The sequence below is a fragment of the Microbacterium sp. NPDC087868 genome (assembly GCF_044900755.1).
Taxonomy (GTDB): Bacteria; Actinomycetota; Actinomycetes; order Actinomycetales; family Microbacteriaceae; genus Microbacterium; species Microbacterium galbinum.
Genome location: NZ_JBJDNO010000010.1, coordinates 1 through 19,615 on the forward strand (window position 1 = coordinate 1; position 19,615 = coordinate 19,615).

Sequence of the window (19,615 nt, forward strand, 5' to 3'; positions counted from 1 at the left end):
TGGCGATCTCGAACAGCTCGTCGCTTACCAGCTCGTCCATCAGCGGCGCGTTGGCGCGTGCCCAGCGTTCGTTCACGAAGAGGGTCGCGGGCACCTGCTTGGCACGCAAGGCGTCCAGCAGGGCCCCATCCACCCCCGAGCCCCGGGGTCCCCCGCAGGCATCGAAGGTCAACGCCGCGGCGGCATTGCCCTTGGGCAGGCCCAGCTCGATGCCCGGGACTTCCAGCCCGAACTGCCCTGCAGGAACATTCTTGAACTTTTCCATGACCTGGCTCCGGCTCGGATACACCGTCTGGAGGCTGGCGGTAGGCCGGGGTGAAGCAGTGGCGGTGGGCGAAGGACTCGCCGTTGCCGAGGCCGCCGCGGACCCGGCTCGTTCCGCCGGTCCGCCGGTACTGCAACCGGAGACCAGCGCGGCGGCCAGCGCCCCCAGCCCCAGGCTTCCGGTTTTCAGCGCCCAACGGCGCGAGTAGTGCTCCAAGTTCGTCTCTTTCCCCAAGCCCATTCGATCCTGCCGAAAGGGGCAGGAACACCCGCGGTGCCCCTGCCCCTTTCGATTGCTGCCCCTAGTGCGCGGCGTCGTGCCAGGTCCGGCCGATGCCCGGCTGGACATCCAGCGGCACCAGCAGATCTGCGGCCTGTCCCATTTCGCGGGTCACCAGCTCCTGCACTGCTTCCAGCTCCCCCTCGGCGATCTCCAGGATGAGTTCGTCATGGACCTGCAGCAGCATCCGGGACTTGTACTGCCCAGCGCGCAGTCCCTCGTCGATGCGCAGCATGGCCACCTTCACCAGGTCGGCGGCCGAACCCTGGATCGGGGCGTTCAACGCGGCACGCTCGGCGATGTCGCGCAGCCGACGATCCGAGCTGTTCAGCTCCGGCAGGTAGCGGCGGCGTCCGAAAATGGTTTCGGTGTAGCCATCCTTGCGGGCCTGGTCGACGACCGAACGCAGGTAGGTGCGCACGGCACCGAAGCGGTCGAAGTAGTCCTTCATCAGCTTGCGGGCCTCGTCCACGCCGATCTTCAGCTGCTTGGACAGCCCGAAGCTGCTCAGCCCATAGGCCAGGCCGTAGCTCATCGCCTTGACCTTCGAGCGCATCTCCGAGGTGACCTCGTCCGGCTCGACGTTGAACACGCGCGAACCGACATAGCGGTGCAGGTCCTCGCCGTTCTGGTAGGCCTCGATCAGCCCCTCGTCTTCGGAGAGGTGCGCCATGATGCGCATTTCGATCTGCGAGTAGTCCACTGTCAGCAGGCTCTGGTAGCCGGCCCCGACCATGAAGACGTCGCGGATGCGACGGCCCTCTTCCGAACGCACCGGGATGTTCTGCAGGTTCGGGTTCAGGCTGGAGAGGCGCCCGGTCGCGGCCACGGTCTGCGCATAGGTGGTGTGGATCCGGCCATCATCGTGGGTGGCCTTGAGCAGGCCGTCCACGGTCTGGCGCAGCTTGATCGCGTCGCGGTAGGCCATCAGCGCGACCAGGAACGGGTGCCCGGTCTTGACCAGCAGATCCTGCAGCGACTCGGCATCGGTGGTGAAACCGGTCTTGATCTTCTTGGTGCGCGGCAGATCCAGCTCTTCGAACAACACCACCTGCAGCTGCTTCGGGCTGGAGAGGTTGACTTCGTGGCCGATCGCGGCGAACGCGTCGTTGGTGGCCTGGTCCACCTGCTCGGTGAAGTGGGCACGCAGTTCGTTCAGGCGATCCACGTCCACTGCCACGCCGGCGCGTTCCATCTCGAAGAGTACCGGAATCAGCGGCAGCTCCATCTCGGCAGCCAGTTTGTCCGCGTGCTTCTCGGCCAGCTTGGTAGCCAGGTAGGCGGAGAGGTCGTGGATGGCCTGCGCCTGGGCCAACGTTGGCTCGGCAAGATCCGAAGTGAGCCCCAGATCCAGTTCGCCCTTCTTGGCCTGATGCACCGGCACGGCGTACTTCAGGTGGTACTGCACCACGTCCACCAGGTCGTGGCTGCGGCGATCGGGCTGGATCAGGTAGGCGCTGATCAAGGTGTCGTCCTTGACGCCGGCGATCCGCAGCCCGCGCTCGATGAGCAGGTGCATGGCGGCCTTGGCATCGTGGAAGAGCTTCGGCGCGTTCTCATCGGCCAGGAACTGCGCAAGCACGCCTTCGGTGGCTTCATCGAGTTCGGCCAGTTCCAGCCAGAGGGCTTCCGACCCGCGGAAAAGGGCCAGACCCACGGCTTCGCCGTCAACCGCAGCAGGCTGGATTGCGATCGGCGCGCCCTTCCCGGCCCCGATGAATCCGTCCAGTGCGTCGGCATCGGCGCCGAGCACCCGGGAGAATTCGGCAACTTCGGGTGCCGCTTCCTCTTCCTGGGCTGCAAACAGGTCGAACAGGCGCTTGCGCAGGGTGTTGAATTCCAGCGCGTCGAACAGGTTCTCGATCTCTTCGCGGTTCGGGGCTTCGAGTTCCATCTGATCGAGCGTGACCGGGAGTTCCAGGTCGTGCTTGAGCTGGTTCAACCGGCGGTTGCGGGTCACGTTGTCCACGTGCTCGCGCAGCGACTCGCCGACCTTGCCCTTGATGTTCTCCACATTCTCCAGGATGCCAGCCAGGTCCCCGTAGAGGTTGATCCATTTGGCGGCGGTCTTCGGCCCCACGCCTGGCACACCGGGCAAGTTATCCGCGGTTTCGCCGACCAGAGCCGCCAAATCCGAGTAGCGCTCGGGACGCACGAAGTACTTGGCTTCCACCGCTGCGGCATCCATCGGCGGGATATCGCTGATGCCCTTCTTCGGGTACAGCACCAAGGTCTTGTCGGTGATCAGCTGGAAGGCGTCGCGGTCGCCGGACACCACCAGCACGTTGAAACCGGCTTCTTCGCCCTGGGTGGCCAGCGTGGCCAGGATGTCATCGGCCTCGAAGCTCTCCAGGGTGATCGAAGGGATGTTCATCGCCTTCATGACTTCCTGGATCAGATCGATCTGCCCGTAGAACTCTTCGGGCGTCTTATTGCGTCCGCCCTTGTACTCGGTGTACTCCAGCGAGCGGAAAGTCGGGGTGTCCAAGTCGAAGGCCACCGCAACGTGGGTGGGCTTTTGCTGGCGGATCATCGTCAGCAGCATCGATACGAATCCGTGCACGGCATTGGTGTGCTGGCCGGTGCTTGTTGCGAAGTTCTCTGCAGGCAGCGCATAGAACGCGCGGAAGGCCATGGAGTGTCCGTCAATAATCAGCAGTCTCTTGTCCGACGAGGCAGTCGGTTTGGTAGTTTCGCTCACACCTGAAAGCCTAGTTGCCATGAGCGACAATTTCACTTCTCGAACCACGCAATCTTCGGCACATCCGTTTGCCGCGCAGCTGGCCCGCCACGGTATTCCCGAATCCATGTGGCCCTACCTGCTGCACAATGGCGTGGGCGAACTCGTGGAGAAACTGGAAATCATCTTCACCGGGTTCGAACCCCAGCGCGTTGCCGCCACCATGCCGGTGGCGGGCAACACCCAGGTCTACGGCATCCTGCATGGCGGCGCTTCGGCGGCACTTGCCGAAACCCTCGGTTCGATGGCCGCTGCGCTGCACGGTGCCGGCCGGGCCAACCCGGTCGGCGTGGATTTGAACATCACCCACCACAAGGCCGGGCGCACCGGGCTGGTCACCGGGGTATGCACGCCGGTGCATCTGGGCCGCAGCAGCACCTGCCATGAGATCGTGATCAGCAATGAGCAGGGCCAGCGTGTCGCGACCGCTCGCATCACCAATATGCTGCTGCCGGTCGAAAACTGATCCCCGCAGGCGCCGTTCGCGCCAAGCGCGGCGGATCCGGCTTTTCCGGAGCGCTGGCCCTGGCCGGCTGGTCCCCTTGGCCGTTTAGCCGATCGCGTAGCGCGAGAGGAAGATATCCGCGCCGAGCTCGGTGATCCCCAGGGCCGAGAGCTGCGTGCTGATCCCGCGGCCAAAGATATTGGCCCCGTCGCCCAGCACCTCCGGAACGGTGACCAGAAGCAGCTCATCGAGCGCATCGGCTTCGACGAACGCTCCAGCCAGGTCGGCACCGCCAACCACCCACACGTCCCCGGCCCCTGCGCTCTGGGCGATGTCCCGGCTCCAGAAGCCCACCTCGCCGCGGATGAAGGTCAGGTCCGCTCCGGGCAGTGTCGGCAGTTCATGGTGTGTGAAGACCCACACCGGCTTCTCGCCGAACACCCACGGCACGGTTCCCTCGGCAGCATCACGGACGATGTTCTCGTAGGTCTTGCCACCGATCACTACGGCGCCGACGCTCCCGAAGAACTCGTCGAAATGCTTTTTCACTCCCGGCTGCGTGGCATAGGGGATGAACCATTGGACGCTTCCGCTGCGATCGGCGATAAAACCATCGATGGAGGCACCCACGTAGTACTTGAAGCTAGTCATGGCTCCAGTCTAGAGGTGCCTCCATCGAAGGCAATATCAAGTTGTCGAGGGACCCGAAAATCGTGTCGGATCCACCCGCAGCCGCGAGCAGTTCCTAGTGGCTCGAGGAGAAGCCCAGGATCGCTTCGCTCAGCTGCGGCACGATCAGCACCACGCCGAAGAGGACGATCAGGCCGCAAATCGCGAAGCAAGCGTAGGCTCCGGCATTGCTCAGGCTCTGGTTGCGGCCCTCGTCCTTGGCAACTGCCAGCAGGCGGACGCCGAAGGAGTAGGCCGCCACGATCGCCATCGCGGAAAACCAGGTGATGGCGGCGACGATGAGAAAGGCTGTCCAGTCAATCATGAATTATCGGCTTCCTTCTGCGCTGCGGCAACCTTGGCCAGCTTGGCTTCCGCCTTGGCCTTGGCACGGCGTTCCTTCTTGGTCAGGATGTTCACCGCTGCACCCGAGTTGTCGATGTCGGAAATGTTCGACTCGTGGTCATGCGGCTGCTTGCGCGAGAGGAACCAGATGGTCAGCATGGCGCCGGTGCCGGCGATCGCGACGATCACGATGCCGATGGTGCCCAGGTGGGTGATCGCTGCGGCCACGCCGCCGACGGCCGCGGCTGCTGGCAGGGTGAACAGCCAGCCCAACGCGATGCGTCCCGCGGTGCCCCAGCGGACTTCGCCGCCCTTGCGGCCCATGCCCGAACCGATCACGGAGCCGGAGGCTACCTGGGTGGTGGACAGCGCGAAGCCCAGGTGCGAGGAGGTCAGGATCGCCGAAGCGGTGGACATCTCGGCTGCGAAGCCCTGCGCGGGCTTCACGTCGGTCAGGCCCGAACCCATGGTGGCGATGATGCGCCAGCCGCCGGTGTAGGTACCCAGCGCGATGGCGAAGGCACAGGTGGCAACAACCCAGAACTGCACGCCGGAGTCGGAATCCTGCAGGCCAGAAGCCACCAGGGTCAGGGTGATGATGCCCATGGTCTTCTGCGCATCGTTAGTGCCGTGGGACAGCGCGACCAGCGAGGAAGAGAAGATCTGCCCGTAGCGGAAGCCGCCGCGCTTGGGCGCCGCTCCATTCTCGCGCTTGGTGATCGCGTAGGCCAGCTTGGTGCACAGGTACGCGGAGATGCCGGCGATCACCGGCGCGCACAGGGCCGGAAGCAGCACCTTGGAGAGCAGCACGCTGTAGTTCACCGAGGCGAAGCCTGCACCGACGATCGCGGCGCCTACCAGGCCGCCGAACAATGCGTGGGAGGAGCTCGAAGGCAGTCCCAGCAACCAGGTGAACAGGTTCCAGATCACGGCGCCCATCAGGCCGGCGAAAATCATCGCCGGCCCAATAGCCACGCCCGAGGTCGGGTCTTCGTTGATGATGCCACCTGAAATGGTCTTCGCTACCTCGGTGGAGAGGAATGCGCCAACCAGGTTCAGAATTGCGGCGAGGGCAACTGCCTTCTTAGGGGAAATTGCTCCGGTTGCGATTGGGGTGGCCATCGCATTGGCCGTGTCATGGAAACCATTGGTGAAGTCGAAAAACAACGCCAAGGCAATGACCAGGACGACGATAAGCGTCAAATCCATTGAATACCAGCCTGAGGGGTCGAACGGCAAGGAAAAAGAGAACGGGCCAGAAATAGGATCCTGCGAAAGGCATTGGCGTGCAGGACTTCGTTCTAAGCGCAATTTCCATCTTAGGCGTACGGCGCAGTACGTCAATCCGGAACTTCAACCCCATCCGGGGAAAACTCGGATGAACAACTGGTTACCAGAGGGTTAACTAGCCTCCAAGCGCGGTATCGGCGCATCGCAGGCATAAAAAATGTGCGCCAAACCATAAGTGGCTTGGCGCACAATCCAGTGCTTGGCGGTCCCTACTTGACCTGGTCGACGACCGTCTCGGCAACCTGGCGCATGCTCAGGCGGCGATCCATGGAGGTCTTCTGGATCCAGCGGAACGCTTCCGGCTCGGTCAAGCCCATCTTGGTGATGAGCAGCGACTTGGCGCGATCAACCAGCTTGCGGGTTTCGAACTGCTCGGCCAGGTTGCTGACTTCTTCCTCCAGCGCGCGCAGCTCGTCATTGCGGGAAATCGCGATTTCGATGGCCGGAGTGAGGTCTGCCGGGGTGAACGGCTTGACCACGTAGGCCATGGCACCGGCTTCGCGGGCACGCTCCACCAGTTCCTTCTGGCTGAAGGCGGTCAGCAAGACGACCGGGGCGATGCGTTCCTTGACGATGGCTTCGGCGGCGGTGATGCCATCCATGACCGGCATCTTCACGTCCATGAGCACCAGATCGGGCTTCAATTCGCGCGCCTTCTCCAGGGCGGTCTGGCCGTTGTCGGCTTCGGCGACGACGTCGTACCCTTCGGAACGGAGAATTTCGACGATATCCAAGCGGATCAGGGTTTCATCCTCGGCAACGACCACTCGACGCGGAGTGGATTGCACCTCGGATGGGATGCGGGTGATTTCAGGTAGTTCGCTCATTGGCGCCTTCCTCCATGGTCAGAAATCCTGCCCGCTGAATGGGCAGTATCTAGATGGTTTCAGTTCAGCGAAGCCACGTTGCCTCGGTTTCACATCTAAGCCTACTGGCATGTACTCTTGTTGAGGCGAAGACGCGAGGTTCCTGATTAGGAAATCTGGAAAACCTCTAGTAAAGTAGTCAAAGTGCCAGCCCAAGTGGCGGAATCGGTAGACGCGCCGCACTCAAAATGCGGTATCGAAAGATGTGTGGGTTCGAGTCCCACCTTGGGCACCAGTATGAAGGCCGTTGGATCGGAAATTGTCCGGTTCAACGGCCTTTTTTTGCGCGCGCAACCACAGGGCACGTGCTCGAGTTCACAATCGTGCTTTGCGGGCGCCAAGGCAAAAAATCCGCCCTGCTCCAGAATTCTGGAGCAGGGCGGATTTTCTTGCCTCAGCTAGTGCGCGAAAGAGCGTCTACAGGTTTTTCGGCGTGGAGACGTTTTCCGGTGCCCACGGACCGACCTTCTCGCGAGCAGGCATCGGCTTGCCATTGACCAGCTGGCCGGCATCGGCGAGGTCGCCGACCTTGTGCACGCGCAGCGAGTTGGTGGACCCTGCCTGTCCCGGAGGGGACCCGGCGGCGATGCACACGATATCGTTGAGCTCCGCCAGGCCTTCGGAGAGCAGCGCCTCGTCCACCTGGGCGGTCATCTTGTCAGTGTGGTCGGCGTAGGCCACCAGGCGTGCCTGCACACCCCACATCAGGGTCATGATGTTGTAGGTCTGCTGCAGCGGGGTGAAAGCCAGGACCGGCTTCTTCGGGCGCAGGCGCGAGAGGCGCCGTGCCGAGTCGCCGGACTGGGTGAAGGCGACGATGTACTTCGCGTCGAGCTGATCGGCGATCTCCACCGCGGCACGGGTGATCGCGCCGCCGCGGGTCTTCGGCTGGGAGCCCAAGCGGGGAATGCGATCCAGGCCGTGCTGCTCGGTCGAGGAGATGATGCGCGACATGGTCTCCACAGTTTCCACCGGGTACGCGCCCACGGAGGTCTCCCCCGAGAGCATGACCGCGTCGGCGCCGTCGAGCACCGCATTGGCGCAGTCCGAAGCCTCGGCGCGGGTCGGGGTCGGCGATTCGATCATCGATTCGAGCACCTGGGTGGCGACGATGACCGGCTTGGCCCAGCGGCGTGCCAGCTCCACGGCACGCTTCTGCACGACCGGAACTTCTTCCAGCGGCAGCTCCACGCCCAAGTCCCCGCGGGCGACCATGATGGCGTCGAAGGCATTGATGATTTCTTCCAGCGCGGCCACGGCCTGCGGCTTCTCGATCTTGGCGATCACCGGCACGCGTCGGCCTTCTTCGTCCATGATCTCGTGCACGCGCTCGATGTCCTCGGCGTTGCGCACGAAGGACAGTGCGACCATGTCGATGCCGGCACGCAGTGCCCAGCGCAGGTCGTCCTCGTCCTTTTCGCTCAATGCGGGAACGTTCACCGCGACGCCTGGCAGGTTGATGCCCTTGTTATTGGACACCTCGCCTCCGACGACGACCTCGGAACGCACCGAGGTCTGGTCAACTGCCAGCGCCTTGAGCTTGACCTTGCCGTCGTTGATCAGCAGGAAATCGCCCGGCTGGACATCGGTGGGAAGGCCCTTGAAGGTGGTGGAGCACAGGTTGCGGGTACCTTCGATGTCCTCGATGGTGATGGTGAATTCCTCACCAGCCTCGAGGATGTACTTGGCGTTGTCCTTGAAGCGGCCAAGGCGGATCTTCGGACCCTGCAGGTCGGCGAAGATGCCAACCGCGCGGCCGATCTCCGCGGCCGCATTGCGCACATTCGCCAGGGATTGTGCGTGCATGGAGTGGTCTCCATGGCTCATGTTCAGGCGGGCTACGTCTACGCCCGCCTTCAGTACCGCTACAGTATTTTCATAACTTGCCAGGGCCGGGCCCCAGGTTGCCACAATCTTTGCGCGTCTCATTCCGTCAGCCAAATGCCTTTCATGTTCACATAGGCAAAATGCGGCCCACCCGGCATCCGGGTGCGCCGCATTCAAGCCTATGTCACTCAAATGATGCTGATGGCCCTATCGGTTGGAGCAACCGGTGCAGGAAGGGTAGTCGAACCCATGAGGAACTTGTCGACCGCGGCCGCGCAAGCGCGTCCTTCGGCGATAGCCCACACGATCAGCGACTGTCCCCGACCGGCGTCTCCGGCGACGAATACCGATTCGGTGTTCGTCATGTAGTAGCCATCTCGGGCGACGTTGCCCCGGTTGTCGAATTCGATACTGACCTGTTCGTCCAATCCGGAAACTTCCGGACCGGTGAACCCGAGGGCAAGCAGAACCAGATCCGCTTTGATTACGCGTTCGGTTCCAGGCTTCGGGAGGCGCTTGCCAGCAACAAATTCTGTCTCTGCAACTGTAACACCGATCACCTTGTTTTGCTCAGTTCCCTCGCCGGAGATGAAGTTCACGGTCGAAGCCAGGTAGGTCCGCTCGCCGCCTTCCTCATGGGAGGTCTGCACCTCGAAAAGCACCGGCATCATCGGCCACGGCTGGTCTTCGCGGCGCTCGGTGCCCGGCTGCTGGCCGATGGCCAGCGTCGTGACGCTCGCCGCGCCCTGGCGCAGGGCGGTGCCGATGCAGTCCGAGCCGGTGTCTCCGCCGCCCAGCACGATCACGTGCTTGCCCGCCGCATCGATGCGCGGGGCATCGAGCTGGCCGGCGACCACGCGGTTGCTCTCGGTGAGGAACTCCATGGCATGGTGCACGCCCTCGAGCTTGTTGCCCGGCACCGGCAGCTCGCGCGGCACCGTGGCACCGGTGGCCACGATGACCGCGTCGTAGTCTCGGCGCAGCTGCTTCCAGGAGATGTCCTTGCCGATCTCGATGCCGGTGCGGAAGATCGTTCCTTCGGCTTCCATCTGGGCCAGGCGCAGGTCGATGACCTGCTTCTCCAGCTTGAAGTCCGGGATGCCGAAGCGCAGCAGGCCGCCGATGGCTTCGTCGCGCTCGTAGACGGCCACGGTGTGCCCGGCACGGGTCAGCTGCTGGGCGGCGGCCAATCCGGCCGGCCCCGAACCGACGATCGCCACGCGGTGCTCGGTGTGGCGGGCAGGCGGCTGCGGCACGAAGTCGCCGGCGTCCATCAGGTGGCCAGCGAGTTCGGCTTCGACCTGCTTGATGGTCACCGCGGGCTGGTTGATGCCCAGCACGCAGGAGGACTCGCACGGGGCCGGGCACAGCTTGCCGGTGAGCTCCGGGAAATTGTTGGTGCTCAGCAGCCGGGCGGCCGCATCATCCATCCGGCCCCTGTAGGCCAGGTCGTTGAACTCCGGGATCAGGTTGCCCAGCGGGCATCCCGAATGGCAGAACGGGACGCCGCAGTCCATGCAACGGCCGGCCTGCTCCTCCAGGATGCCGGACTTCTGGCGCTCGACGACCTCCTTGTAGTCCATCAGGCGCACCGGCACCGGGCGCTTGGGCTGGGTGACACGTTCGGTCACCTTCAGGAATCCACGTGGATCAGCCACGGGTCACCTCCAAAATCTTGTTCCATACCTGCGGCGAATCCGGGTTCTGCCCGTTGGCTACTGCGTCGCTGCGCAGCTGCTGCACGGCGGCGAAGTCGCGCGGGGTGATGCTGGTCAGCCGGCTGCGGGTTCGTTCCCAGTCCAGCAGCAGGCGGGAGGCCAGCGGGGATGCGGTCAATGCGATGTGCTCGGTGAGCAGCTCGTGGATGCGTTCGGCTTCGGCATCGGTAATCGGCGCTACCAGCAGGTCCGACTGCCCGGCAGCCAGCGGGTTCAGCTTGGCTGCATCGAAGTCCAGCACCCAGGCCACGCCGCCGGAGAACCCGGCGCCGAAGTTGCGGCCGGTGGCTCCCAGGATCAGCACCTGTCCCCCGGTCATGTACTCGCAGCCGTGCTCGCCGATGCCTTCGGTGACAATCGTGGCCCCGGAGTTGCGCACCGCGAAGCGTTCGCCGACCATGCCGTTGATGAACAGCTCCCCGCTGGTGGCGCCGTAGCCGACCACGTTGCCGGCGATGACCTGCTCCTCGGGTTTGGACAGGGTGGTGTGCGGCGGGTGGATCGCGATCCGGCCGCCGGACAATCCCTTGCCGACGTAGTCATTCGCGTCGCCCGAGAGCTTGAGAGTAATGCCCTCGGGAAGGAAGGCGCCCAGCGACTGGCCGGCGCGGCCCGAGAGGTTCACCTTGATGGTGTCCCGCTCCAGGGTCTGCAGCCCGAAGGTCTTGGTCACATGGTGGCCCAGCAGCGTGCCGGTGGAGCGGTCGGTATTCACGATCGCCGCGTCGATGCTGACCGGCAGGCGGTCAGCCAGCGCCGGTCCGGCCGCGGCGAGCAGCTGCTGGTCCAGGTGCGTGTCCAGCCCGTGGTCCTGGCCGATGCGGCGGCGGCGCGCCGCCAGTTCGGTATCCGGCACGTGGGTAATCGCATCCAGGGCCAGCCCGGAGACCTTGTCGTGCGCGGCGAACTGGGCGGGATCGGCCTGGAGCAGTTCGACCTTGCCGATCACCTCGTCCAGGGTGCGCGCCCCCAGCGAGGCGAGCAGCTCGCGCACCTCCTGGGCGATGAACTCGAAGAAGTTCACCACGAACTCGGCCTTGCCGGTGAAGCGTTCGCGCAGCGCAGGATTCTGCGTGGCCACGCCCACCGGGCAGGTGTCCAGGTGGCACACGCGCATCATGATGCAGCCCGAGACCACCAGCGGGGCGGTGGCGAAGCCGAATTCCTCGGCACCCAGCAGGGCGCCGATCAGCACGTCGCGCCCGGTTTTCAGCTGGCCATCGACCTGCACGGTGACGCGGTCGCGCAACCCGTTGAGGATCAGCGTCTGCTGCGCTTCGGCCAAGCCGATTTCCCACGGGGTGCCGGCATGCTTCAGCGAATTCATCGGCGAGGCGCCGGTGCCGCCATCGTGCCCGGAAATCAGCACGACGTCGGCCTTGGCCTTGGCCACGCCGGCCGCGACGGTGCCGATGCCGGACTCGGAGACCAGCTTCACGTGCACGCGGGCGGAAGGGTTGGCGCACTTCGCGTCGTGGATCAGCTGGGCCAGGTCCTCGATCGAGTAGATGTCGTGGTGCGGCGGCGGGGAGATCAGCCCGACACCCGGGGTGGAGTGGCGAGTCTTGGCGATCCAGGGGTAGAGCTTGGCGCTCATCAGCTGGCCGCCTTCGCCGGGCTTGGCGCCCTGGGCCATCTTGATCTGGATGTCATCCGCGTTGGCCAGGTACAAGCTGGTCACCCCGAAGCGGCCCGAGGCGATCTGCTTGACCGCGCTGCGGCGCACCGGATCGAGCAGCCGCTCCGGATCCTCGCCGCCTTCGCCGGTGTTGGACTTCGCACCCAGCTGGTTCATCGCGATGGCCAGGGTTTCGTGGGCCTCGGCCGAAATCGAGCCGTAGCTCATCGCGCCGGTGGCGAAGCGCTTCACGATGGAGCTGACCGGCTCCACCTCGTCGATGGCGATCGGGGTGATCCCCTCGGTCTTGAACTTCAGCAGCCCGCGCAGGGTCTTGAGCTGTGCGGCCTGATCGTCGACGGCCTTGGTGTACTCCTTGAACACGTCGTAGCGGCGGGTGCGGGTGGAGTGCTGCAGGCGGAAGACGGTTTCCGGGTTGAACAGGTGCGGCGGGCCTTCGCGGCGCCACTGGTACTCTCCCCCGGTTTCCAGTTCCAGCGGCTGGGCGCCGCCGTCGATCTCCGGGTAGGCGCGGGCATGGCGGGCGGCGGCCTCGGCGGCCACCACATCCAGCTCGATGCCCGAGAGCTTGGTGGCGGTGCCGGTGAAGTACTGGTCGACCACGCGCTGGGACAGGCCCACGGCCTCGAAGGTCTGCGCGCCGCAGTAGCTGGAGACCGTGGAGATGCCCATCTTGGACATGATCTTCAGCACTCCCTTGCCCAGCGCCTTGATCAGGTTGCTGCTGGCCTGGTGCCCGTCAACTCCGGGCAGCTCGCCGTTCTCGGCCATCTGCTCGACCGATTCCAGGGCGAGGTAGGGGTTGATGGCGCTGGCGCCGTAGCCGATGAGCAGGGCGATGTGGTGCACTTCGCGGGCGTCGCCGGACTCGATGATCAGCGAAACGCGGGTGCGGTTGGAGCTCTTGAGCAGGTGGTGGTGCACCGCGGAGGTCAGCAGCAGCGACGGGATCGGCGCCCAGGCCGCGGAGGAATCGCGGTCCGAGAGCACGATGTAGCGCACCCCGCGGTTCACCGCGGCGGAAACCTTCTCGCAGATTTCCTGCAGGCGGGCGCGCAGCTCGGATTCGCCGCCGGCCGGGCGGTACAGGCCGCGCACCTTCAGCGAGTACTTGGACCCGGATTCGTCGCGCAGGTGCACGATCTTGGCCAGCTGGTCGTTGGTCAGCACCGGGTAGTCCAGCGCGATCTGGGTTTGCGGGACACGGTCCAGGGACAGCAGGTTGCCGTCGGGGCCGATCGCGGTGCCCATCGAGGTGACCAGCTCTTCGCGGATTGCATCCAGCGGCGGGTTGGTGACCTGGGCGAAGGACTGGGTGAAGTAGTCGAACAGCAGGCGCGCCCGGTCAGCCAGGGCGGCAATCGGGGTGTCGGTGCCCATGGCGGCCAGCGGTTCGGCACCGGTGGCGGCCATGGGAGCGAGCAGCACGCGCAGCTCCTCGGTGGTGTAGCCGAAGGTCAGCTGGCGCAGGGCCACGGAGGCGGAGTTGTGGCGCACGTGCTCCAGGTCCGGGAAGTCGGCCAGCGTCTTCAGGTTCTGCGAAACCCATTCGCGCCATGGCTTGGCGGCGGCCACTTCGGCCTTGATCTCGGCGTCCTCGACAATACGCTGGGCGTCCAGGTCCACGGCGAACATCTTGCCCGGGGCGACACGGCCCTTCTTCACGATGTGCTCTTCGTCGACGTCGATCACGCCGACCTCGCTGGCCAGGACCACCAGGCCGTCGTCGGTGACCCACCAGCGGGCTGGGCGCAGGCCATTGCGGTCCAGCACCGCGCCGGCCATCGCGCCATCGGTGAAGCAGACGGCGGCGGGGCCATCCCACGGCTCGATGAGCATGGACTGGTACTGGTAGAAGGCGCGCAGGTCCGCGTCCATCTGATCGTCGTTTTCCCACGGCTGCGGGATCATCATCATGATGGTCTCGGTCACGTTGCGGCCCGAGAGCATGAGCATTTCGGCGACCTCGTCGAAGGAGGCCGAGTCCGAGGCGCCGGCGGTGCAGATCGGGAACAGTTCTTCGGGCACCTCGCCGAGCAGCTCGGATTCCAGGGTCGACTGGCGGGCGCGCATCCAGTTGCGGTTGCCCTTGACGGTGTTGATCTCGCCGTTGTGCGCGATGGTGCGGAAAGGCTGGGCCAGCGGCCACGACGGGAAGGTGTTGGTGGAGAAGCGCGAGTGCACGATCGCGCAGCGGCTGGTGAAGCGGGCGTCGGACAGGTCCGGGTAGAACGGCTCGAGCTGCGCGGTGGAGACCATGCCCTTGTAGACGATGGACTGCGAGGAGAACGAGGCGAAGTACACGCCCATCTTGTTGTGCGCGCGGCGGCGGATGCGCCAGGCGGCGGCGTCCAGCTCGCGGCGGGTGGCGGCCGGGGCGCCAGCGTGGGCGCCGATGAAGATCTGGGCGATGTACGGCATCACCTTGCGGGCCGAGGCGCCGAGCACGTCGGAATCAACCGGTACCTCGCGCCAGCCGAGCACCGCCAGGTTCTCCTCGGCGGCCATGGTTTCCAGTTCTTCCTGGGCGAAGGCACGTTCGCCGGCGTCGGCCGGGAGGAAGCCCATGCCCACGGCGTAGGAGCCGGCGGCGGGAAGATCGAATGCGGTGACGCTGCGCAGGAAGGCGTCGGGCAGATGCAGCAGGATGCCGGCGCCGTCGCCGGTGCCTTCATCGGCCCCGATGGCGCCGCGGTGCTCAAGCCGGCGCAGGGCGGTCAGCGCGTGGGCGACGATCTCGTGGCTGGCATCGTTCTTCAGGGACGCGATCATCGCCAGGCCGCAGGCATCCTTTTCGGCCGCTGGGTCATACAGACCCTGCGCGCCAGGCAGCGCGGAAAAACGGGTGTAGGGCGAGGGGACCTCCTCGCCAAAACCTGGCGAGGCGTTCATCTGGACTCCGGTCATGCTCATGAGCGTGCCTTTCTGTGGTTCATGCAGGATAGGCGCGCGGCAGCCCCCGGTAAAGGGCTTATTCTTGGCAAGGGCTTCCGGCCGCCTGGATGTTTCATCTAGCTGAAACTTTTCGACAGTGCTAAGCGGGGTCTGCTTGCGCATCGAGGTTTCGGGGACGAACATTTCCCACCTCGTTGTGGTGCTGCACCAGCTGGCCTTTCCAGGGGTCGATCGACCAGCGTGGCGCGTGGATCACACGTTACGCAGGTTTTGTTTCTCGCATGCGCGTGCTTGTGTTTCAGGAATGTTAAAAACTTCTGCCGCTACCGGCGCGGAAAAAGCAGTTTTTTGCGGGCGGGGATCGCGAAAACCGGTTTTGCCAGCCGGTTTTGATAGCCGCCCAATGTTTCGGGCATGTTGCGCCCGAGGGACGGAAAACTGCCCAGATTTTCCGGACATTTCGCCATATTGGGGCCAGAGCGCGTCATGAAAGCGGATCCGGGCAGCTGCTGGCGCGGCTTAAACCACCGGTGGCCGGCAAGCGTGGATGCTTGCCGGCCACCGGAATGGTGCTATGGAATTATTGCTGCCGCTCTGTGGCGTCGTTGCCCGGATCGGGGCTGGTGCCCGGATCGGAGCTGGACTCCGCCGGTGAGTGCGCGGCGGGCTTGGCGCGATCTGCTTCGACCGGCTGCGCCGGGGCCCTGCCTGGCAGGTAGAACGGATCGACCTGCTGCTTGCGCAGCTTGCCCAGGACCACGATCAGCGCGAGGATGCCGGCGATGGCGATGCCGATCGCCAGCCACTGGTGCACGCGCAGGGCCAACGGCCCGATGGCGATGATTTCGGCCGGGTCCAGGCGCAGCGATTCGGTGAAGGTGCGGCCGATGCCGTACCAGATCATGTAGCAGCAGAACAGTGCGCCGCGGCGCAGCTTGAACTTCCGGTCCAGCGCGATCAGCACGAAGGCGCCCAGCACATTCCACAGCGACTCGTACAGGAAGGTCGGGTGGAAGAGCGTGTCCGCGGGCAGCCCGGCCGGGAAGTTGTAGCTGTCCGCATCGATCTCCAGGCCCCACGGCAAGTCGGTCGGCGCGCCGAACAGCTCCTGGTTGAACCAGTTGCCCCAGCGCCCGGCCGCCTGCGCCAGCAGCAGGCCGGGCACGGCCGCGTCGACGAAGGCCGAGAGCCGGATGCCGGCTTTCCGGCAACCGATCCACGCTCCGAGTGCACCGAGCGACACCGCGCCCATGATGCCCAGCCCGCCAAGCCAGATCTGCGGGATCTCGGCCAGGTGGGCGGTTTGCCCGCCGAGTCCGAAGTAGTACATCGGGTCGGTGATCAGCACATGGTAGAGGCGTCCGCCGATGATGCCGAAGGGGATCGTCCAGATGGCGATGTCCCAGAGCATGTCGGAGTTGCCGCCGCGGGCACCGAGGCGCTTGTTGGTCAGCCACAGCGCGATCAGGATGCCCGCGAGGATGCACAGCGCGTAGGCGTGGATGGTCAGCGGGCCGATCGAGATCCTGGCGAATTCCGGCGGCGGCGAAGGGATGGAGGCGGGCAAGGCAAGCGCCAGCTGCGCGGCAAAAGCCATCAGGCCCGTCCGCTCAGTTCGGCGGCCAGGGCGCCCACGGCCGGCACTCCCCCGTCACGCAGGGCGGCGACCAGCGCGGTGCCGACGATCACGCCGTCGGCGTAGGCGCCGATTTCTTCCACGTGCTCGCGGCGCGAGACGCCCAGGCCCACGCAGGCATTCTCGGCGCCGGCGTTGTGGGCGGCGGCGACCACTGCCTGCGCGGCGGAGGAAACCTCGGTACGGGCGCCGGTGACGCCCATCAGCGACACGCAGTAGACGAAGCCGGAGGACGCATCCACGGTGCGCTGCACCCTCGCTTCGGTGGACGAAGGGGCAATGAGGAACACGCGCTCCAGGCCGTGCTTCTCGCTGGCCTGGATCCATTCGGCGGCCTCGTCGGGCACCAGATCCGGGGTGATCAGGCCGGCGCCGCCGGCTTCGGCGAAGCGCCGGGAGAACTCGTCCACGCCCAGGCGCAGCACCGGGTTCCAGTAGGTCATGACCATTACTGCCACGTCGGTGCGTTCGGTGATTCCGCGCACGATGTCGAAGATCTGCGGGACCTTGAAGCCGTTGGCCAGCGCCTGCACGGTCGCTTCCTGGATCACCGAACCGTCCATCACCGGGTCGGAGTACGGGATGCCGATCTCGATGACATCCACGCCGTTCTCGGCCAGCGCCACGGCGGCCTCGATGCTGGTGGCGACGTCGGGGAAGCCGGCAGGCAGGTAGCCGATGAGGGCCGGGCGGCCCTCGGCGCGGGCTGCGGCGATCTTCTGGGCGCTGGTCACGCGGGTCATCTACTTCTCCTCGGATTTCTGCGAGCCGGAGTTCTGCGCAGTGGCCGCGTTGATTTCGGCCTCCGCGTCTTTTTCGTCGATCATGTTGAACCAGGCGGCAGCGGTGCCCACGTCCTTGTCCCCGCGGCCCGAGAGGTTCGCGATGATGATGGTCTCTTCGGGGACCGCGCCTTCGGCGATCTTGCGCGCCGCCAGGCGGATGGTGCCGGCCAGGGCGTGCGCGGACTCGATCGCCGGCAGGATGCCCTCGGTGCGGCACAGCGCCTTGAACGCGTCCATCGCCTCGGTGTCGGTGACCGGCTCGTACTTCACGCGGCCGATGTCGGCCAGGTAGGCGTGCTCCGGGCCGACGCCCGGGTAGTCCAGGCCCGCGGAGATGGAGTGCGATTCGACGGTCTGCCCGTCCTCGTCCTGCATCAGGTAGGACTTCGCGCCGTGCAGCACGCCCGGGCGGCCCAGGGTGATGGTCGCGGCGTGGCGGTCGGTGTCCACGCCGTCGCCGCCGGCCTCGTAGCCGTAGATCTCCACCTCGGGATCGTCGAGGAAGCCGTGGAAGATGCCGATCGCGTTCGATCCGCCGCCGATGCAGGCGGTCACCGCGTCGGGCAGGCGGCCGGCCTGGGCCAGGATCTGCTCGCGGGCCTCGTCACCGATGACCTCGTGGAAGTAGCGGACCATGGCCGGGAACGGTGCGCCGCCGGCGGCGGTGCCCAGCAGGTAGTGGGTGTTATCCACGTTGGCCACCCAGTCGCGCAGCGCCTCGTTGATCGCGTCCTTCAGCGTCTGGGAGCCGACGGTGACCGGGATGACGGTGGCGCCGAGCAGGCGCATGCGCGCGACATTCAGCGCCTGCCGGCGGGTGTCTTCCGCGCCCATGTAGACCACGCATTCCAGGCCCATCAGGGCCGCGGCGGTGGCCGAGGCGACGCCGTGCTGGCCGGCACCGGTCTCGGCGATGATGCGGGTCTTGCCCATGCGCTTGGCCAGCAGCGCCTGGCCGAGCACGTTGTTGATCTTGTGGCTGCCGGTGTGGTTCAAGTCCTCGCGCTTGAGGAAGATCCGCACCCCGCCGCAGTACTGCTCGGAAAAGCGCTTGGCTTCGGTGAGCAGCGAGGGGCGCCCCGAGTAGTTCTTGTTCAGGTCCTTGACCTGGGCGATGAACTCGGGGTCGTTCTTGGCCGCTTCGAAGGTCTCGTTCAGCTCGTCCATGGCGGCCATGAGGGACTCGGGCATCCATCGCCCGCCGTAGGCACCAAAGTACGGGCCGCTTGCGTGCCTTAGCGACTGTGCATCGATCGACTGGCGGTGCTCGGAGTTTTCCGGAGTGCTCATCGATTCCCTCTTTCCTCGTACGGAGCTTGATTCGTGGTAAGTCTCGTGCCCCGCCGGAAACTCCTGCGGGGCACGAAAAGCAGTTCTGGGTCCTTCGCCGCCGTGCGCGGCTAGCGCTGCGGCTTGGCGCCGGTACCGGCCTTGATGAACGCGGCGACCGAAGCGCGCGGATCGGCATGCTTCACCAGCGCTTCGCCCACCAAGACCGCGTCGGCGCCGGCCGCACCGTATTGGACGACCTGTTCGGTGGATTCCACACCGGACTCGGCGACGATCACCGCCTGGGCCGGCAGCTGCGGAGCGAGCTTGCCGAAGGTGGCTGGATCGACGTCCAGCGTCTTCAGGTTGCGCACGTTCACGCCGATGATCCTCGCTCCGGCCTTGCTGGCGCGGGCGATTTCCTCCTCGGTGTGGGTCTCCACCAGGGCGTTCATTCCCAGCTGGTGAGTCAATTCTAGGAAAGATGCCAGCAATTCATCATTCAGCGCCGCAACAATGAGCAACACGAGGTCAGCGCCGTGGGCGCGGGCTTCGTAGATCTGGTACTCGTCGACCGTGAAATCCTTGCGCAGCACCGGAATCTGCACGGCAGCGCGTACCGCGTCGAGATCCTGGAGCGAACCGCCGAAACGGCGGGCTTCGGTGAGCACGGAAATCACCGAGGCGCCACCGGCCTCGTATTCAGCGGCCAGTACGGCAGGCTCCGGGATATCTGCCAGCGCGCCCTTGGACGGGGACTTGCGCTTGACCTCGGAGATGACACGCAGCGTGGTGTCGCGGGCGGCCTGGTCGGCATGGCCACCGAGCGCGGCGAAAGCATCGCGCGCAGGAGCTGCCGCTGCCGCGGCCTGCTTGATCGCTTCCAGGCTGGTGATTGCGCGACGGGCGCCCAGGTCTTCCCGGACGCCCGCGATGATCTCATCAAG

At 65.4% G+C, this 19,615-nt stretch carries 15 protein-coding genes and 1 tRNA gene; 2 read left to right on the forward strand and 14 right to left on the reverse strand.

Going from position 1 to position 19,615, the window contains the following annotated elements; translation table 11 throughout:
• A partial coding sequence (locus ACI2JZ_RS17990; protein ID WP_404598803.1) for a polysaccharide deacetylase family protein occupies nucleotides 1-265 on the reverse strand: 265 nt, incomplete at its 3' end.
• A 301-nt stretch (nucleotides 266-566) separates the two neighbouring features.
• Nucleotides 567-3,179, reverse strand: a complete 2,613-nt coding sequence (gene polA / locus ACI2JZ_RS17995) for a DNA polymerase I (RefSeq protein ID WP_402696317.1) — start codon at nucleotides 3,177-3,179, stop codon at nucleotides 567-569.
• 85 nt (nucleotides 3,180-3,264) lie between these two features.
• Here polA and ACI2JZ_RS18000 point away from each other — a divergent pair, with 85 nt between their 5' ends.
• On the forward strand, nucleotides 3,265-3,750 hold the full coding sequence (locus ACI2JZ_RS18000; RefSeq protein ID WP_105656699.1) for a hotdog fold thioesterase: 486 nt from the start codon (nucleotides 3,265-3,267) through the stop codon (nucleotides 3,748-3,750).
• Between the two features lie 84 nt (nucleotides 3,751-3,834).
• On the opposite strand, the gene ACI2JZ_RS18005 is transcribed toward ACI2JZ_RS18000, so the two are convergent.
• The 4 genes from ACI2JZ_RS18005 to ACI2JZ_RS18020 all read right to left on the reverse strand — a co-directional run bounded on the left by ACI2JZ_RS18005 (nucleotide 3,835) and on the right by ACI2JZ_RS18020 (nucleotide 6,860).
• Entirely contained in the window at nucleotides 3,835-4,380 is a 546-nt protein-coding gene (locus tag ACI2JZ_RS18005; RefSeq protein ID WP_105656700.1) for a dihydrofolate reductase family protein, read from the reverse strand.
• 94 nt (nucleotides 4,381-4,474) lie between these two features.
• The gene (locus tag ACI2JZ_RS18010) at nucleotides 4,475-4,723 is read right to left on the reverse strand and encodes a hypothetical protein (protein WP_105656701.1); all 249 of its coding nucleotides are present in this window, start codon (nucleotides 4,721-4,723) and stop codon (nucleotides 4,475-4,477) included.
• A complete protein-coding gene (locus tag ACI2JZ_RS18015) occupies nucleotides 4,720-5,952 on the reverse strand; it encodes an inorganic phosphate transporter (protein ID WP_332486740.1) in 1,233 nt (410 codons plus the stop codon). Before ACI2JZ_RS18015 ends, ACI2JZ_RS18010 begins: the two co-directional genes overlap by 4 nt.
• Nucleotides 5,953-6,242: 290 nt before the next feature.
• On the reverse strand, nucleotides 6,243-6,860 hold the full coding sequence (locus ACI2JZ_RS18020) for an ANTAR domain-containing response regulator (RefSeq protein WP_105656703.1): 618 nt from the start codon (nucleotides 6,858-6,860) through the stop codon (nucleotides 6,243-6,245).
• A gap of 189 nt (nucleotides 6,861-7,049) precedes the next feature.
• Between ACI2JZ_RS18020 and ACI2JZ_RS18025 the strand changes: the two genes are divergently transcribed.
• A tRNA-Leu gene (locus tag ACI2JZ_RS18025) sits at nucleotides 7,050-7,134 on the forward strand.
• A 182-nt stretch (nucleotides 7,135-7,316) separates the two neighbouring features.
• On the opposite strand, the gene pyk is transcribed toward ACI2JZ_RS18025, so the two are convergent.
• From pyk to trpC, 8 genes are all read right to left on the reverse strand, one after another.
• A complete protein-coding gene (pyk, locus tag ACI2JZ_RS18030) occupies nucleotides 7,317-8,828 on the reverse strand; it encodes a pyruvate kinase (RefSeq protein WP_133834232.1) in 1,512 nt (503 codons plus the stop codon).
• 86 nt (nucleotides 8,829-8,914) lie between these two features.
• A complete protein-coding gene (locus tag ACI2JZ_RS18035) occupies nucleotides 8,915-10,384 on the reverse strand; it encodes a glutamate synthase subunit beta (RefSeq protein ID WP_105656705.1) in 1,470 nt (489 codons plus the stop codon).
• A complete protein-coding gene (gltB, locus tag ACI2JZ_RS18040; RefSeq protein ID WP_388022346.1) occupies nucleotides 10,377-14,996 on the reverse strand; it encodes a glutamate synthase large subunit in 4,620 nt (1,539 codons plus the stop codon). The genes ACI2JZ_RS18035 and gltB overlap by 8 nt, the downstream gene beginning before the upstream one ends.
• A 305-nt stretch (nucleotides 14,997-15,301) precedes the next feature.
• The gene (locus ACI2JZ_RS18045) at nucleotides 15,302-15,466 is read right to left on the reverse strand and encodes a hypothetical protein (protein ID WP_181149008.1); all 165 of its coding nucleotides are present in this window, start codon (nucleotides 15,464-15,466) and stop codon (nucleotides 15,302-15,304) included.
• A gap of 92 nt (nucleotides 15,467-15,558) precedes the next feature.
• A complete protein-coding gene (gene lgt / locus ACI2JZ_RS18050; protein WP_286134569.1) occupies nucleotides 15,559-16,575 on the reverse strand; it encodes a prolipoprotein diacylglyceryl transferase in 1,017 nt (338 codons plus the stop codon).
• Nucleotides 16,575-17,357, reverse strand: a complete 783-nt coding sequence (trpA, locus tag ACI2JZ_RS18055; protein ID WP_105656706.1) for a tryptophan synthase subunit alpha — start codon at nucleotides 17,355-17,357, stop codon at nucleotides 16,575-16,577. Before trpA ends, lgt begins: the two co-directional genes overlap by 1 nt.
• On the reverse strand, nucleotides 17,358-18,689 hold the full coding sequence (gene trpB / locus ACI2JZ_RS18060) for a tryptophan synthase subunit beta (protein WP_105656707.1): 1,332 nt from the start codon (nucleotides 18,687-18,689) through the stop codon (nucleotides 17,358-17,360).
• Nucleotides 18,690-18,799: 110 nt separating this feature from the next.
• On the reverse strand, nucleotides 18,800-19,615 hold an 816-nt coding region (trpC, locus tag ACI2JZ_RS18065; RefSeq protein ID WP_404598805.1), incomplete at its 5' end, for an indole-3-glycerol phosphate synthase TrpC.